Source organism: Haloarcula hispanica ATCC 33960, assembly GCF_000223905.1.
GTDB lineage: Archaea > Halobacteriota > Halobacteria > Halobacteriales > Haloarculaceae > Haloarcula > Haloarcula hispanica.
Map to the genome: position 1 here is coordinate 332,739 of NC_015944.1, position 15,849 is coordinate 348,587.

The 15,849-nt window shown below is 63.9% G+C and carries 14 protein-coding genes; 13 read left to right on the top strand and 1 reads right to left on the bottom strand.

Annotated features, from left to right (window positions below):
• Positions 1–229: 229 nt before the first annotated feature.
• Both HAH_RS18775 and HAH_RS18780 read left to right on the top strand, forming a co-directional pair.
• A complete protein-coding gene (locus tag HAH_RS18775; protein ID WP_014031283.1) occupies positions 230–1,381 on the top strand; it encodes a BMP family ABC transporter substrate-binding protein in 1,152 nt (383 codons plus the stop codon).
• A gap of 195 nt (positions 1,382–1,576) precedes the next feature.
• The gene (locus HAH_RS18780) at positions 1,577–2,704 is read left to right on the top strand and encodes a BMP family ABC transporter substrate-binding protein (RefSeq protein ID WP_014031284.1); all 1,128 of its coding nucleotides are present in this window, start codon (positions 1,577–1,579) and stop codon (positions 2,702–2,704) included.
• Between the two features lie 95 nt (positions 2,705–2,799).
• Here the strand turns inward: HAH_RS18780 and HAH_RS18785 are convergent, their stop codons facing one another.
• Complete coding sequence (locus HAH_RS18785; protein WP_044952846.1) at positions 2,800–4,515, bottom strand: N-acyl-D-amino-acid deacylase family protein; 1,716 nt, start codon at positions 4,513–4,515, stop codon at positions 2,800–2,802.
• A gap of 149 nt (positions 4,516–4,664) precedes the next feature.
• Here HAH_RS18785 and HAH_RS18790 point away from each other — a divergent pair, with 149 nt between their 5' ends.
• From HAH_RS18790 to yqeB, 11 genes are all read left to right on the top strand, one after another.
• A complete protein-coding gene (locus tag HAH_RS18790; protein ID WP_014031286.1) occupies positions 4,665–5,897 on the top strand; it encodes a Zn-dependent hydrolase in 1,233 nt (410 codons plus the stop codon).
• Positions 5,898–6,130: 233 nt separating this feature from the next.
• Entirely contained in the window at positions 6,131–6,685 is a 555-nt protein-coding gene (locus HAH_RS18795) for a (2Fe-2S)-binding protein (RefSeq protein WP_014031287.1), read from the top strand.
• Positions 6,678–9,128: a xanthine dehydrogenase family protein molybdopterin-binding subunit gene (locus HAH_RS18800; protein ID WP_014031288.1), complete on the top strand. Its 2,451-nt coding sequence runs from the start codon at positions 6,678–6,680 to the stop codon at positions 9,126–9,128. Before HAH_RS18795 ends, HAH_RS18800 begins: the two co-directional genes overlap by 8 nt.
• A gap of 159 nt (positions 9,129–9,287) precedes the next feature.
• Entirely contained in the window at positions 9,288–9,656 is a 369-nt protein-coding gene (locus HAH_RS18805) for a helix-turn-helix domain-containing protein (RefSeq protein WP_014031289.1), read from the top strand.
• Positions 9,649–10,008, top strand: a complete 360-nt coding sequence (locus HAH_RS18810) for a hypothetical protein (protein WP_014031290.1) — start codon at positions 9,649–9,651, stop codon at positions 10,006–10,008. The genes HAH_RS18805 and HAH_RS18810 overlap by 8 nt, the downstream gene beginning before the upstream one ends.
• A 134-nt stretch (positions 10,009–10,142) precedes the next feature.
• Complete coding sequence (locus tag HAH_RS18815; RefSeq protein WP_014031291.1) at positions 10,143–10,712, top strand: (2Fe-2S)-binding protein; 570 nt, start codon at positions 10,143–10,145, stop codon at positions 10,710–10,712.
• A complete protein-coding gene (locus HAH_RS18820) occupies positions 10,709–13,189 on the top strand; it encodes a xanthine dehydrogenase family protein molybdopterin-binding subunit (RefSeq protein ID WP_023843017.1) in 2,481 nt (826 codons plus the stop codon). The genes HAH_RS18815 and HAH_RS18820 overlap by 4 nt, the downstream gene beginning before the upstream one ends.
• Positions 13,190–13,289: 100 nt before the next feature.
• The gene (locus HAH_RS18825; protein ID WP_014031293.1) at positions 13,290–13,661 is read left to right on the top strand and encodes a DsrE/DsrF/TusD sulfur relay family protein; all 372 of its coding nucleotides are present in this window, start codon (positions 13,290–13,292) and stop codon (positions 13,659–13,661) included.
• Complete coding sequence (locus HAH_RS18830; RefSeq protein WP_014031294.1) at positions 13,658–14,011, top strand: DsrE family protein; 354 nt, start codon at positions 13,658–13,660, stop codon at positions 14,009–14,011. The genes HAH_RS18825 and HAH_RS18830 overlap by 4 nt, the downstream gene beginning before the upstream one ends.
• Positions 14,012–14,013: 2 nt before the next feature.
• Positions 14,014–14,259 (top strand): hypothetical protein, encoded by a 246-nt coding sequence (locus tag HAH_RS18835; RefSeq protein ID WP_023843018.1) that lies wholly within the window; start codon positions 14,014–14,016, stop codon positions 14,257–14,259.
• Positions 14,256–15,836, top strand: a complete 1,581-nt coding sequence (yqeB, locus tag HAH_RS18840) for a selenium-dependent molybdenum cofactor biosynthesis protein YqeB (RefSeq protein WP_014031296.1) — start codon at positions 14,256–14,258, stop codon at positions 15,834–15,836. Before HAH_RS18835 ends, yqeB begins: the two co-directional genes overlap by 4 nt.
• Positions 15,837–15,849 lie beyond the last annotated feature (13 nt).

Here is a 15,849-nt window from a genome sequence, read left to right on the forward strand (position 1 = left end):
GGGAAATGCCGGACATTTGCCAAGTATCAGTTGTTATGTGTTAGCGTCCGTTGTCGACGTCCATCCAGTCTGTCGTGACAGCCAGTAGGATAGACATATGCTGCAGATAATCACCATATACGTATGATAGATTTGGTTTTGTGGCACATATATTGATAATAGGGTAGAAAAAGCTGCACGAACGGGACAATTTAAGTGATTGTTTCTGCAATGGGAATCCGGATAGTGAATGGTTGACAAGAAACACACCAAATCGAGACGGGAACTACTGACAGCACTTGGGGCAGCAGGAATCACCGGACTCGCCGGTTGTAGCGGTGGTGATGACGGAGGCGATGGCGAAGCAGCCACCGACACCGCCGATGGCGGGGCTGCTGACGGGACCACAACCGGTAGTGACGGCGGGTCCGGAACGGATTCGGTCACGGCGGCCTGGGTGTACAACTCGGAGGTCGGGGACCTCGGCTGGTCCTGGGCCCACAACGAGGGACGGGAGGCGGTTACAGAAGAATACGACTGGCTGAAGACGGAGTACACCGAGGCTGTCGCCCCCGCTGATTCCGAGCGGGTGTTCGAACAGTACGCACAGGGTGACGCCGACATCATCTTCGGCTGTACGTTCGAGTACCAGGACCCGATGGCGGCCGTGGCGGAGCAGTACCCCGACACGTACTTCGAACACAACACCGGCTACCTGACGATGGAGAACATGGGCCGGTACATGGGCCGGATCTATCAGCCTCGATATCTCGCCGGACAGGCCGCCGGTACCGTCACGGAGACAGATACGCTGGGATACGTGGCGGCATTCCCGATTCCCGAGGTCATCCGTGGCATCAACGCCTACGCGCTCGGGGCTGCGTCAGTCAACGACAGCGCGACGCTGAAGGTCAGATGGACGAACTCCTGGTTCGACCCGCCAACCGAAAGCGAGGCGGCGAACGCCCTGCTGGACGAAGACGTCGACGTGATGGCCCAGCATCAGGACTCCCCCGCTGCACTCCGTGCGGCCTCCGATGCGGGTATCTGGGCGACCGGCTACGACGCTCCCATGGGCGATATCGCCGGCGAAAACTACCTCACGTCCCCGATCTGGCACTGGGAAGAGTTCTACGGCCCGACTATCGAGTCTGTCAGGGACGGCACCTGGGAGTCCGACGCGTACTGGGAGGGTATCGACTCGGGCATCTGTAGCCTGGACGACTGGGGACCGGACGTGCCCCAAGAAGCGAAAGACACCGTCTCGGAGTCGCGGTCGGCGATACTCAACGGCGAGCGAGACGTCTGGGCCGACTCGGCGTTCGAAGGCGAGAGCGACGAGTTCCTCTTCCAGCAGATGAGCAGTTACGTCGACACTGTCGAGGGGGAGGTCCCGAACTGATTCTGCCACCGGCACACAGCTGACGTACTCATCTGCAGTTGCTGGGGCCTTTCAGACGGCTGTGACCACGGTCGTAGTAGTATCGAGCCACGAAGACGATTTTCGGTCACGTTCACGCAAATATATTTGTTCGCTGTAAGATCAAAGATGGTATCTCTTAAGTAGGAGTTTTCGCTACGTCTACTCAGTTCAGTAATGGTGAATACCAACCGAACGATATCGCGGCGGGAGATGCTGGGTGCCATCGGGGCGTCAGGGGTAACCGCGCTAGCCGGCTGTAGTGGTGGCGACAGCGGGAGCGACGACGGTGATTCGACTGATGGCACTACGACCGGTAGCGACGAAGGCTCCGGGTCAGACTCGGTGACTGCTGCCTGGGTGTACATCTCGGAGGTCGGCGACCTCGGCTGGTCCCATGCACACGACGAGGGGCGGAAGGCGGTCGACGAGAAATACGACTGGCTGGAAACCGAGTACACGGAGGCTGTCGCGCCTGAAGACTCGGAGCGCGTTTTCGAGCAGTACGCGCAGGGTGACGCCGACATCGTCTTCGGGACGACGTTTGGCTACCAGGACCCGATGTTCAACATTGCGGAACAGTACCCCGACACGTACTTCGAACACGCGACCGGCTATCGCACCCGGGAGAACATGGGACGGTACATGGGCCGGATTTACCAGCCCCGGTATCTGGCCGGTCAGGCAGCCGGAATGGTGACCGAGAACAACACTATCGGCTACGTCGCCGCCTTCCCGATCCCCGAAGTCATTCGCTCCATCAACGCGATGGCGCTCGGCGCGCGATCGGTGAACCCGGACGCGACATTCAAAATCCGGTGGGTCAACGCGTGGTTCGACCCCCAGACCTCAAAGCAGGCGGCCAACTCGCTTATCGATGAAGGGTGTGACGTCATCTCGCAAGAGCAGGACTCCCCTGCTCCGGTCAGGGCCGCAAACGAGGCGGACGTGTGGGCCTCCGGCTACAACGCGCCGATGGGCGAGTTCGGCGGCGACAACTACCTCGTCTCCCCGGTGTGGAACTGGGAAGAGGTGTACGACCCGACCATCTCCGCAGTCAGGGACGGAACCTGGGAAGCCGATGCCTTCTGGGGCGGCATGGAGACGAACCTCCCTGCACTCGACGAGTGGGGACCGGAGGTCCCACAGGAAGTCAAAGACACCGTCGCGGAAACGGAAGAGCAAATCGTCAACGGCGAACTCGACGTCTGGGCCGGCTCCGAGTTCGAGGGTGAGAGCGACGAATTCCTGTTCCAGGAGATGAACAGTTTCGTCGACGCCGTCGACGCCGACGTGCCGGAGTAAGACAGTCCGACCTCAGCGGTCGTATTTCAGCCACGGATTGCCACAGCGGTGGCTAGCAGGCAAGCCAATCAATCGGGTGCCGACAGGACGGCCATCTAGTCATCAGCAGCACGGTCGAGTGCCGGACGGGTCGCACCGCCCCACTCCTCGTAGGAGCGAAGCACTGCGCCGTTCCGAGCGCCGGTCAGTTCGCCGTCCCGGACAGCGACTTCGCCGCCGACGAGGACGTACTCCATCCCGTCGGAGAACTGAAACGGGTCCTCGTAGGTCGCGTTCGCCGACACCGAGTCGAGGTCGAAGGCCACGAGGTCCGCGACGTACCCCTCGCGGACGTACCCGCGGTCCCTGAGGCCCAGGATATCTGCCGGATGTCCTGCGGCCTTGTATGCCATCAGTTCCGGCGAGAGCACGTCCCGCTCCCGGACGTACCGTTCGAGGATGCGACTGAAGGCCCCGATGGCCCGGGGATGAGGCTTCCCGCCGAAGATACCGTCCGTACAGAACGTGCCGCGGTCGTCCGCGAGGAACCGCTCGATGTCCGCTTCGGCCATCACGAAGTCGGCCATCGTCACGTCCAGTTCCTCCGAAACCAGGAGCTCACACATCGCGTCGACTGGCTCGCTGCCCATCTCGGTAGCGATATCCTCGATGGTGTCACCCTGGTGGCGACCGCTTCCCGTCCGCGTCACGAGGATGTTGTCCCACGACCCGGCAGCGTACGCGAGGTTCTCCCAGTCGCCCGGTTGGGAGATGTCGGCGGCGATGCGGTCCCGAACTGCCACGGAGTTGAGACGGTGACGGATGGCCTCCGAGTCACCCTGACGTGCCCATGGCGGCAACAGTGCGGTGAGCATCGTCGATCCGGCCGTGTAGGGGTACTGGTCGAAGGTGACCCGCTGGCCCCGGTCGGCGGCATCGTCGAACAGGTCGAGCACGGCCTCGGAATCCCCCCAGTTCTGCTGGCCGCCGACCTTGAGATGCGAGACGTGGGCGTGACAGCCGCCGCGGCGACAGATATCCAGATACCGGTCGATAGATTCGACCACGCGATCCGTCTCGTTCCAGACGTGAGAGATCATAAACGAGTCACGCTTGGCGAGGGTATCCGCAAGCGCCACCAGTTCGTCGTCGCGGGCGTACGAACTCGGGGGGTATATCATCCCTTTGGACATGCCGAACGCGCCCTGTTCCAGCGCCACTTCGAGTTCCTGTCGAATCGCATCGAGCTCACCGGGGGCTGTGTCGTGGTCTGACTTCGGTCTGTCCAGCCGGTGACCGGTGACTGGCCCGGCGGCGACAACGTGTTCACCGCCGAGCGGGCGGTCCTCGAATCCGGCCAGCATCGACCTGATGTTGCCGTGTGGGGCGTAGTACGCACAGTTGACAGCGGGCTCGGCAGATTCAAGCGCCTCGAGATAGCCGGAAACGGTGTGCCAGGGCCACGTTTCGCCGAGCGTCCCGTCGAGTGATTTGACCCGTTCCGCCCACTCGTCGGTGAGGTTCGGCGGCACCGGAGCGACGCTGACCCCGTCCTGTCCGAGGACTTCCGTCGTGATACCCTGCGTCAGTTTCTCCCTGGCACCGGGATTCTCGAAAAGCCGCAGCTCCGAATGTGCGTGCATATCGATGAACCCCGGTGCGAGATACGACCCGTCGAGGTCGACAACGCGGTCGGCCGCAAGCGGGGCTTCGCTGATAGCGTCGATTCGACCGTCGGCGACACGCACGCTCGCAGTGAACGGAGGGCGACCGCTCCCGTCCAGCACCCGCGCGTCTCTGAACGCGATGGACGCGGCACTCAGCTCGGTCATGTCTGCTGACTCGCGGAACGGTCGTTTGGCTCTTTCGGTGGTCTCAACCGTGTGTGACAGCGGGCGAGCGCGTGCCACACCGTGTCTGTCGATCTGTGTGGGGCCACCCCGACACAATCTTCAAGACGACACCACGGAACAGCTACCCAATGCCATCGGTCAGTCTCGACAGCGAGCGGTTCAGACGGCGCTTCGATACGTTCAACAAGATCGGCGCGACAGAACGGGGCGGCGTGAACAGACCGAGCCTGTCCGACGAGAACAAGGCGGCCCGCGACACGCTCGTCGAGTGGTTCCGCGAGGCCGGGCTGGAAGTCCGTATCGACACGATGGGCAACATCTTCGGCCGGCGGGCGGGAACTGACAGCGACGCCGCGCCGGTCCTGATCGGGTCACACATCGACAGCCAGTACAACGGTGGGCGCTACGACGGCGTCGTGGGCGTCCTCGGTGGATTGGAAGTCATCGAGGCGTTCAACGACGCCGGCGTGACGACCGAACGTCCACTGGAGGTCGTTGCCTGGAGCAACGAGGAGGGCGTGCGCTTCCAGCCGGACATGCTCGGCAGCGGTGTCTACTGTGATATCTTCGACCTCGACTACGCGTACGAGCGCGAGGACAAGGAGAGCAGGCGGTTCGGCGATGAACTCGAACGCATCGGCTACAAGGGCGAAACACCCTGTGAAGCGGATGACATCCACTGCTACTTCGAGATGCACGTCGAGCAGGGGCCGTTTCTCGAGCAGCAGGACATCCCAGTCGCCGCTGTCGAAGGCGTGTTCGGCTTTTCATGGCTGAACGTCACTTTCGAGGGCCAAGCGAACCACGCCGGGCCGACACCGATGGATATGCGCCACGACGCGTTCGTGGCGACGGCGGACGTAACCCGCGCAGTCCGGCGGATCACGGCAACTGAGGGGACGGACCTCGTCGGCACGGTCGGCAGCGTCGACGTCTGGCCGAACGCCATCAACGTCATCCCCGAACGCGTAGAGTTCACGCTCGATTTCCGCTCGTACGACGATGCCGTGGTCGACGCGGCCGTCAACCAGATCAGGGAGGAAGTCGCCCACGCGGCCGAGCGCGAAGGGCTCGAATACGAGATCGAGGAGATAATGCGAGTCGACGCGGACCCGTTCGACCAGGACTGCATCGACACGGTCGTCGAGGCCGCCGAAACGGTCGGCTGTGAGTACATGCGACTGGTTAGCGGCGCGGGCCACGACGCGAACTACCTCAACAAGATAACCCCGACGAGCATGATTTTCGTCCCGAGCGTCGACGGGATCAGCCACCGCGAGAGCGAGTTCACCGAGTGGGACGACATCGTCACCGGGACAGAGGTACTGCTGAACGCCGTGCAGGCGAAGGCCGCCGAGTGATTAGTTCCGTTCTCGGAGAATACGTGTCACAGATTTGCCACACGTCACACATTGACTAGCGCATCTGCCGCGACTGTGTCAACCTAGTGTCGTGTAGTGGGCCGTGCCCGTGAAATCGTCTGGCAACATTGCGTTCAGACACCTGTGAAGCATACATATATGAGAGAGTGTTGCACACCTGTTCACTGACAGGCGTGTGTACGTAGCACATACCGAAAACCGGAGGGTACGCTGTGGATATTGAACTCACAATCAACGGCGAGCGAACGAGAGTCGAAGCCGGGTCGGCGGAGGACCTGGCGACGGTTTTGAGACAACACGGCTACATCGGCGTGAAATGTGGCTGCGACGGCGGAGCCTGCGGCGCATCGAAGGTGTTCGTCGACGGCGAGGTGCGCATGGCCTGCGGAATGGCCGCGGCGGACGCCGACGGGAGTGAGATACAGACCGTCGCAGCGCTCGGAACACAGGACGACCTGCACCCGGTGCAGCAGGCGTTCGTCGACAACTTCGCCGTCCAGTGCGGGTTCTGTATCCCAGGGATGATAATTCAGGCGGTGGCACTGCTGGATTCGAACCCAGACCCAACCGAGCGGGAAGTCCGGGAGGCGCTGGACGACAACATCTGTCGCTGTACCGGCTATCAGAAGCCGGTCGAAGCCGTTCTGGACGCAGCAGAACGAATGCAGGGGGAGCAGTCGGTTGCCGCGGACGGCGGCCGGTCGGTCGATGGGCCCCCGCGCAGAGCCGAGTCGACCGGCTGCTGTGGAGGTGGCTGCGATGAGTGACGACGACGAGACAGCCAGGGCCGACGGCGGCACGGCCTCACAGTCAGAGACTGTCGAAGACGAACGGTTCGAGGAGCACCCTCTCGAATGGGACGAACCCGAGAACAACGACAAGGCTCCGGACGAGCGCGACAGTGTCTCCCACCGGACGGAGAAGTACGACGACCGAAAGCTCGTCACCGGGCAGGCGAAGTACACCGCCGACTACGAGGAGCGGTATCCGGACCTCGCATACGCAGCGGTCGTCCGAAGCGAAATCCCACACGGCCGCGTGACCGATATCGACACGAGCGCGGCCGAGGCGATGGACGGCGTCGAAGCGGTCCTGACACCGGAATCCGACGCGGTGCCGGACGCGAAATACACCAGCGCCGGGCAGTCCTATCCCGAACCGAGCCCGTGGGACATGCGCGTGCTGAACGAGCACGTCCGCTACATCGGCGACCCGATTGCCGCCGTCGCAGCCGACGACCGGACAACCGCGAGCGCCGCCGTCGAGGCTATCGAGGTGTCGTACGAGGAGTACGACTACGTCACCGACCCGGAGGACGCCTTCGGCGAGGACGCGCCGCAGTTGTTCGAGGGCGGCGAGGTCGAGAACGAGATTGTCGGCCACGACTACGACCGCAACCGGATGGCCCACATCGAGGGCGAACTCGGAGACGTGGACGCGGCGCTCGACGGCGAGACCCACGTCCACGAGACCGAATGGGAGACGATCCGACAGTCTCACGCGAACGTCGAGAAACACACCTCCTTGGCCTACACGAACGAGGACGACCGCCACGTCCTCATCACCAGCACGCAGGTGCCGAACCACACGCGCCGCCAGCTCGCCCACCTGTTCGACATCCCGATCCGTGATATCCGCGTGACGAAGCCGCGGGTCGGCGGCGGGTTCGGCGGGAAACAGGCGATGGTCGTCGAGCCGATTCCACTCGCGCTGTCGCTTGCCACCGATCGCCCGGTCCTGTACGAAGCCAGCCGTGAGGAGGAGTTCTACGCGATGCGCTCGCGGCACCCAATGAAGGTCAAAGCGAAGACGGCCGTCACCGACGACGGCGACATCGAAGCCATCGACATCTACGCGCTTTCGAACACCGGCGCGTACGGCAGCCACGGCATGACCGTCGCGGGCAACGTCGGGAGCAAGCCGCTGCCGCTGTACTCGAAGGTCCCGAACGTCCACTTCGAGGCCGATATCGTTCACACGAACACGCCCCAGACCGGGGCGATGCGGGGGTACGGCGCGCCACAGGGCACGCTTGCGCTGGAAGGCCATCTCGACGAGGTCGCCCGCGACCTCGGTCTCGATCCCGTCGAGTTCCGACGCCGACACCACATGGAAGTCGGCGACCTTGACGAGATCGCGGGGATGATGGGCGGCGAAGGCGCGGAGCGCCGTATCCGGTCGTGTGGCCTCGACGAGTGCATCGAACGCGGGAAGGACGCTATCGGCTACGACGACCTCGAACAGCCCGCCGCAGACCATCTGCACCGCGGCATCGGGATGGCGCTGTCCGCGCAGGGGACCGGCGTCGCCGGCGACGAACTCGGGGCCGCCCAGATAATGATGAACGAGGACGGGAGCTTCCACCTGCAGGTCGGCGGCGTCGATATCGGTACCGGCGCTGACACGGCGTTCCTCCAGATCGCCGCCGAAGTGCTGGGCTGTGATGAGGCTGACATAGTCGTCAAGTCCGCCGATACTGACGTGACGCCCTTCGACTACGGCGCGTACGCCTCCTCGACAACCTACATCAGCGGTATGGCCGTGAAGAAGGCCGCAGAGGACGCGAAAGAGCGGATTCTCGACTGGGGATCGAAACTGCTCGACGAGCCGACCGAGAACCTGAAAACCGGCGACGGGACGGTGTACAGCGAGACTAGCGGCGATTCCGTCACGCTCGAAGATATCGGCTACGAGGCTGTCTATGGCGACGACGAGCGCGAACACATCCTGGGGAAGGGGACGCACTGCACCGAAGAGAGTCCCCCGCCCTTCGCCGCGCAGTTCGCCGACGTGACCGTCGACGAGACCACCGGCGAGTTCGAGGTGCACGAACTGGTCGTCGCGGTCGACTGCGGCGTCGCCATCAACCCCGGCATGGCCGAGGGCCAGATCGAAGGCGCAAACCACATGAGCTACGAGATGGCCGTCAGCGAGGGGATCACCCTCGACGACGAGGGACGGGCGGAAGTGGCTGACTTCGACGAGTACGGACTGCCGTCGGCGACCGAGACGCCGCCCATCGAGTCGATTCTGGTCGAGACACACGAGCCGACCGGTCCCTTCGGTGCGAAATCGGTCGCCGAAGTCCCGACCAATACGGTCCCGCCGGCGCTGTCCAACGCCGTCCGGGACGCCATCGGCGTCCGGGTCCGTGAGATGCCCATTACCGCCGAGAAAATCAAGGCGAGGCTTGACGAGCGCAAGGACTGAGGAAGTCCCCCAGTTCGGTCCTATTCTGTCCGCAGTTGAGGCTACCGAAGCTACCTGTTGGTTTATTTGTTTAAAACTATGAACTATAGTAGCTGTCGGTATAATCAGTATGTCCAGTACAGCAGTATATTTAATATACTCAGTACGTAACACCTGGGTATGCCAATCAGCGCGGACCGGTTCGAAGATATCCCGGACGACGTCGACACGCCCTCGCCGGAGACGAACGCGGGAGCGATTCTCGCGTTTCTCCGTGACAACCCCGAGAAGGCGTTTACCCGGAGCGAAATCGCTGCTGAAACTGGTGTCAAGAAAGGCTCTGTCGGCCCAACGCTCGTCCGACTGCGTGAACGGGGACGAGTCGACCACCGTGGGAACTACTGGCGCATCAGTGATCACGAGGCAAGCGTCGATACCGCCACGGCCCACGCCGCTGCCGCCATCGCCGCACACGAGGCCGACGGTGAGACACCGTCCTACGAAGACTGGCAGGAGCACGCGGTTGACCCGCGTGACATCGATGGGTAACGGTCGGTACAGTTCCGGCGACGTGTTCTGGGCCCCGGACCCGTACAACCGGGGCAACAATCCCCGCCCGTGGCTGGTCCTTACTGCAGACGCACTGCCATTCAGCGGGGAGGAGTACATCTGTGCTGGACTGACACTCAGTGACCTCCAGGATAACATCGCGATTGGAGACAACTGGTTAGCCGGTGGCAACCCGGACAGAGAATCGTACTGTTCGCCCTGGGTGCTCGCCACGGTCAAACACGATGCGGTATCGAATCCACAGGGGCGGGTGGTCCCGGAGTTCACAGCCACGGTAACGAGACAAAGTGCCGAGTACATTACCGGCGACACCGACCGCGAGTCAGCCTGACCGACCCAGTCAGCTGAAGGGGCAAATAAACGACACACGCGGTTTGTCGCGGTTTGTGACGGCACTCACCCGCGACAGCTATTTATCGTTCTGTTCGTCACGTATCTGACATAGCCAGCGAGCTGATGAGCCATATGGAAATCGAACTGGAGATTAACGATGTGGAATGGACGGTCGACGCAGCGAAGTCCGACTCGCTCCTCGATGTCCTTCGGCGGAACGGATACACCGGCGCGAAACGGGGGTGTGACACCGGCGCGTGTGGCTTCTGTACGGTACACGTCGACGGCGAGCCGGTGAAATCCTGCGTCGAGCCGGTGATGAACGTAGAGGACGCATCTGTCGAGACAATCGAAGGGCTGGGCGAGCAGGACGAGCTGCATCCGGTCCAGCAGGCCTTCGTCGACAACACCGCGTTGCAGTGTGGCTTTTGCATTCCGGGGATGATAATGCGCTCGACGGCGCTGCTAGAGGCGAACACGGACCCGACAGAGCAGGAGGTCCGGGAAGCGCTGTCGGACAATCTCTGTCGATGCACCGGCTACAAGAAAATCGTCGAAGCGGTGCTGGACGCCGCCGAGCGGATGGACGGCGGGACAGCCGTCGCCGCCGACGGTGGGAAGGCAGTCGAAGGCAACGAGAGGGTCGCAAATTCGACCGAGTGTACAGTCAACGACTGCGACTGCATGGAGGGCGGTCAGTGAGCGATTTCGACCGGGCTCGGGAGACGAGCGAGCAGCCCGACAGGACAGGGGTGGAAGACGCGGCCCCTGCCGGAGCTGAGAAGGAGTCAGAGGCGGACGTGGCACGGGAACCTGACCGGAAGCCCAAATCCGAACGCGACACCATCACGGCGGACGAGGAGAAAGACGACGCGCGGAAGATTGTGACCGGGGAGGCCCGTTACACGGCGGACTACCGCGACCGGTTTCCAGACCTCGCCCACGGGAAAGTGGTTCGCAGCGACATCGCCCACGGCTACGTCGAATCGGTCGACACGAGCGCCGCCGAGGCGATGGACGGCGTCGACGCCGTCATCACGCCGTTCGACGACGTAGTCCCGGACAAACTGTACTCCAGTTCGGGCCAGTCCTATCCCGAGCCGAGCCCGTGGGACCTGAAAGTGTTGCGCGAGCACGTCCGCTTCGTCGGCGACCCGGTCGCGGCTGTGGCGGCCGACGACCCGGAAGCGGCCGACCGCGCCGCACGGAAAATCGAAGTCGAATACCGGGAACTGGACGCCGTGTTCGACCCAGAGGAGGCCTTGGATGAAGACGCCCCGCAACTGTTCGAGACCGACGACGTGGAGAACAAGCAGTCGGGCGCGGACTACAGTAGAAACCTCGAATCACACTTCGAGGGGGAACTCGGTGACGTGGAGGCGGCGTTTGAGCGGGCCAGCAACGACGACGACCGGCACGTCATCAAGACGGAATGGGAAACGCCGTACCAGTCCCACTGCGTCCCGGAACCGCACACGACCATCGCCTACACGGACGAGGATGACCGGCACACGTTCATCACAGCGACGCAGGTCCCCTTTCACACCCGCCGCCAGATAGCGCACCTGTTCGACGTGCCCATCCGTGACGTACGGGTGACGAAGCCGCGCATCGGCGCGGGGTTCGGGTCGAAACAGGAGATGGCGATAGAACCCATCGCCTTCGCGCTCCACCTGGCGGCGGGCCGACCGGTCAAACTGGAGATGAGTCGTCAGGAGGAGTTCACCGCGCTCCGCTTTCGACACCCGATGCAGATGCAGATGCGGACTGCAGTCACTGACGAGGGCGATATCGAGGCGATGGACCTCTACACGCTGTCGAACTCGGGGGCTTACGGCACCCACGGCATGACCGTCGCGAACAACGTCGGGACGAAGCCACTCCCCCTCTATCCCCGGGTCCCGAACGTCCGCTTTGCAGGGGACGTGGTACACACGAACCTTCCGATGGGCGCGGCGATGCGGGGCTACGGCGCGCCACAGGGCCACTTCGCCGTCGAAGCGCACATGGACGAGGTGGCCCGCCGCCTCGACTTCGACCCCATCGAGTTCCGCCTGCGGAACGCGGTCCAAGAGGGCGATCTCGACCGGAGCGTCGCTATCCTGAAAGACGGTGACCGGTTCACTCGACGGATTCGCTCGTGTGGCATCCGCGAATGTGTCGACCGCGGACGGGAGGCTATCGGCTACGACGACCTCGAACAGCCCGACGAAGACCACCGCAAGCGCGGCGTCGGAATGGCGCTCATCGCACAAGGGAGCGGTGTCGCAGGCAAGGAACTCGGCGCGGCGCAGGTGCAGATGAACGAGGACGGGAGCTTCCACCTGCAGGTCGGCGGCGTCGACACCGGCACGGGCGCGGACACGATGTTCTCCCAGATTGCCGCCGAGGTGCTGGGCTGCACTCCCGAGGACGTCGTCGTCATCGCTGCCGACACCGACCTGACGCCGTTCGACTACGGCGCGTACGCCTCCTCGACGACATACATCAGCGGTCGCGCGGTCAAGAACGCCGCCGAGGACGCCAAAGAGCGGCTGCTAGAGTGGGGGTCGAAACTGCTCGACGAGCCGCCGGACGTGCTCGACACCGGCGACGGCGGCGTGTTCAGCGAACGGACCGGAAACCGCGTGTCGCTGGAGGAGATCGGCTACGAGGCCACTTACGGCGATGACGAGCGTGAACACATCCTCGGGGACGGGAACCACTCGACCGACGAGAGCCCGCCGCCCTACGGCGCGCAGTTCGTCGACGTGACCGTCGATACGGAGACCGGCGAGTACGAACTCAACAAGCTGGTGTTTGCAGCCGACTGCGGCGTCGCAATCAACCCCGCACTGGTCGAGGGCCAGATAGAGGGCGGCGAGCACATGAGTCTCGAATACGCCACCAGCGGCGACCTCACCTTCGACGAGGAGGGCAACCCCGAAGTGCTCGGGTTCCGCCAGTACGGGATGCCACGGACGACCGACCACCCCGAGATGGAGACCATCCTCGTCGAGACCCACGAACCCACGGGTCCGTTCGGCGCGAAATCTATCGCGGAACTCCCGACGAACGGCGTCCCGCCGGCGCTCTCGAACGCCATCTGCGACGCTGTCGGCGTTCGGCTGACCGAGCTACCGTTCACTGCGGAAGACGTGACGGCGGCACTCGATGAGCAGTCTGCTGGCGATGGGTGAGTTGGTTTCGAACAGTTTTCTTCCGATTAATATCACACACGGAGTGTTTTTTGTTGTGTCGAGCAAACTATTAAGAGCAGGTCGGCGAAATCTCGACAGTATGGCGTACATCGGGTTTCTGCTGACAGGCGGTCCCTTCGACAGCGAGCGATGGCGTACCGCCTACGAGCTGGGCCGGGCGGCGCTGGACCAAGGCCACGAGGTGAGCTACTTCCACTACCTCGACGGCGCGCTTGTCCCCGTCGCCGACCAGACGTTGCCCGGCTGTTCGGACAGCGGACTGTACGACGAGATGCCGACAGAGAAGTTTCAGGAGCTTATCGCGGACGGCGCGGACGTCATCTGCTGCGGGCTCTGTGTCGACGCGCGGGGAATCGATGCGCCGGCCGACTACCCCGAGGGCGTCGAAGTCGGGCTGCTTCCGGACCTGGCGGACATCATCGGTGAGGCTGACCGGGTGGTCTCGCTATGAAACGAGATGTCGTCGTGTTGCTCACCCGCGCTCCGTGCGGCCGAGTCCACATCCCGGAGGGGCTGCGTGCCGCCCGCGGCGTCGCAGCTGGCTTCGATATGCACGACGTGACGGTGATATTCACCCAGGACGGCGTGTACGGCGCTCGGGACGCTGTCGGCCGCGAGGCGCTCAACATGAGCGGGCACGTCGCCGACTTAGCGGAACAGGGCGGACAGATGATCGCGGACCGCGCGGCGATGGCCGAACGCGGCGTCGACGAGGGTGAAATCGCCGACGACGTAACAGTCTGGTCGGACGACCGCGTCACCGCCCGCATCCGTGACGCCGACCACACACTGGATTTCTGATAATGTTGTATCTCATCGACAAGCCGATGGCCGAAATCGGACTGCGAACCGCCGCCGGGGACCCAGAGGCGCACGTCGTCCTCATTCAGGACGGCGTCTACCTCTCGCCGGATATCGACGCGCCAGTCTCGGCGGTCGCGAGGGACGTGGACGTACGGGGGGTCGACCTCACGCCGGACATCGACCCCATACCCTACGACGACGTAGTCGCTGCCATCGTCGAACAGGAGGTGAAGAGCTTCGTATGAGCCTGTTCGAACGTATCGACGAACTGGCCGGACAAGGGGTGCCGGCGGCCTTGCTGACCATCGTCCGCAAGGACGGCAGTGCACCGCGGGACGTGGGGGACAAGATGGTCGTCACCGACGACGAGGAGTACGGGACCATCGGCGGCGGGACAGTCGAGCACCTCGCCGTCCAAGACGCTCGGTCAGTACTCTCGGGAGCCGACGACCCCGGCGTCCGGACGTACGAACTCGAACGCGGCGGTAACACGGGAATGGTCTGTGGCGGCGAGATGGAGGTGTTCATCGACCGCGTTCGCGGGCAGGCATGGCTCTACATCGCCGGCGGCGGCCACATCAGCACGGAGCTTGCTCCGCTGGCGGAGCGACTGGGCTACGCCGTCACCGTGGTCGACGACCGCGAGGCCTACGCCGACCCGGGGCAGTTTCCCGACGCTACCGACGTGATTCACGGCGACTACGGCGAGGCGCTCGGCGACCTGCCGATGGGGACCGAGACAGCCGTGGCAGTTGCGACGCGGAGCGGGACGTTCGACCAGGACGCCGTCGCTGCGGCGCTGGACGGCGAAGCTGGCTACGTCGGCCTCGTCGCCAGCGAGACGAAGGCCAACCACGTCCTCGACTCGCTCGCCGAGTCGGGGTACGCCCGACGGGACCTCAGCCGGGTCCGAACGCCGGTGGGACTCGACCTCGGCGGGAGCGGGCCGGCCGCCGTCGCACTCTCGATTCTCGCCGAGGTCACCATGGACCGCCACGACGCCGCCGGTGAGCGGGCGACGCGCCTGAACCTCGACGACCTCGTCGTTGTCCGCGGCGGTGGCGACCTCGGGAGCGGCGTGGTCTACCGGCTCCAGCAGGCCGGCTTCCCGGTCATCGTCACCGAAGTCGAACAGCCGACAGTCGTCCGGCGGGCGGTCGCCTTCGGTGCGGCGCTGTACGAGGACGAGGTGACTGTTGAGGGGGTCACCGGCCAGGCAGCTTCTGATGTCGACGAGGCGCTCGAACTGCTCGCCGGCGATGTCGTCCCGGTACTCGTCGACCCAGAGGCAACCGTCGCCGACGAACTCGATGCCGCGGTGCTCGTCGACGCTATCATGGCGAAAGGGAAGTTCGACACCGGCACGCGTCGAGGGGACGCCGACGTAGTTGTCGGGATGGGGCCGGGGTTCGAGGCCGGTGAGGACGTGGACGCGGTCGTCGAAACGGACCGCGGGCACGAACTCGGCCGCGTGTTCTACGAGGGGACTGCGAGCGAATACGACGGCGAGCCCGGCGAACGGCGCGGCTACACTCACGAGCGGGTGCTTCGTTCCCCGGCCGACGGTAATTGGACTCCGACGGTCGCCATCGGCGACAGTGTCACAGCCGGCGACGTGGTCGGCACCGTCGACGACCGGCCGGTCGAGACCGAGATAGACGGGCTGGTTCGCGGTCTGGTCCACGGCGGCCTCGGCGTCAGCGAGGGCACAAAGCTCGGCGACGTCGACCCCCGCGGCGAGTCCGTCGACCCAGCGAAGATCTCCGACAAGGCGCTGTGCCTCGGCGGTGGCGTGCTGGAGGCGACGCTTCGGTTGCGGTAGAAGGCTCCTACTA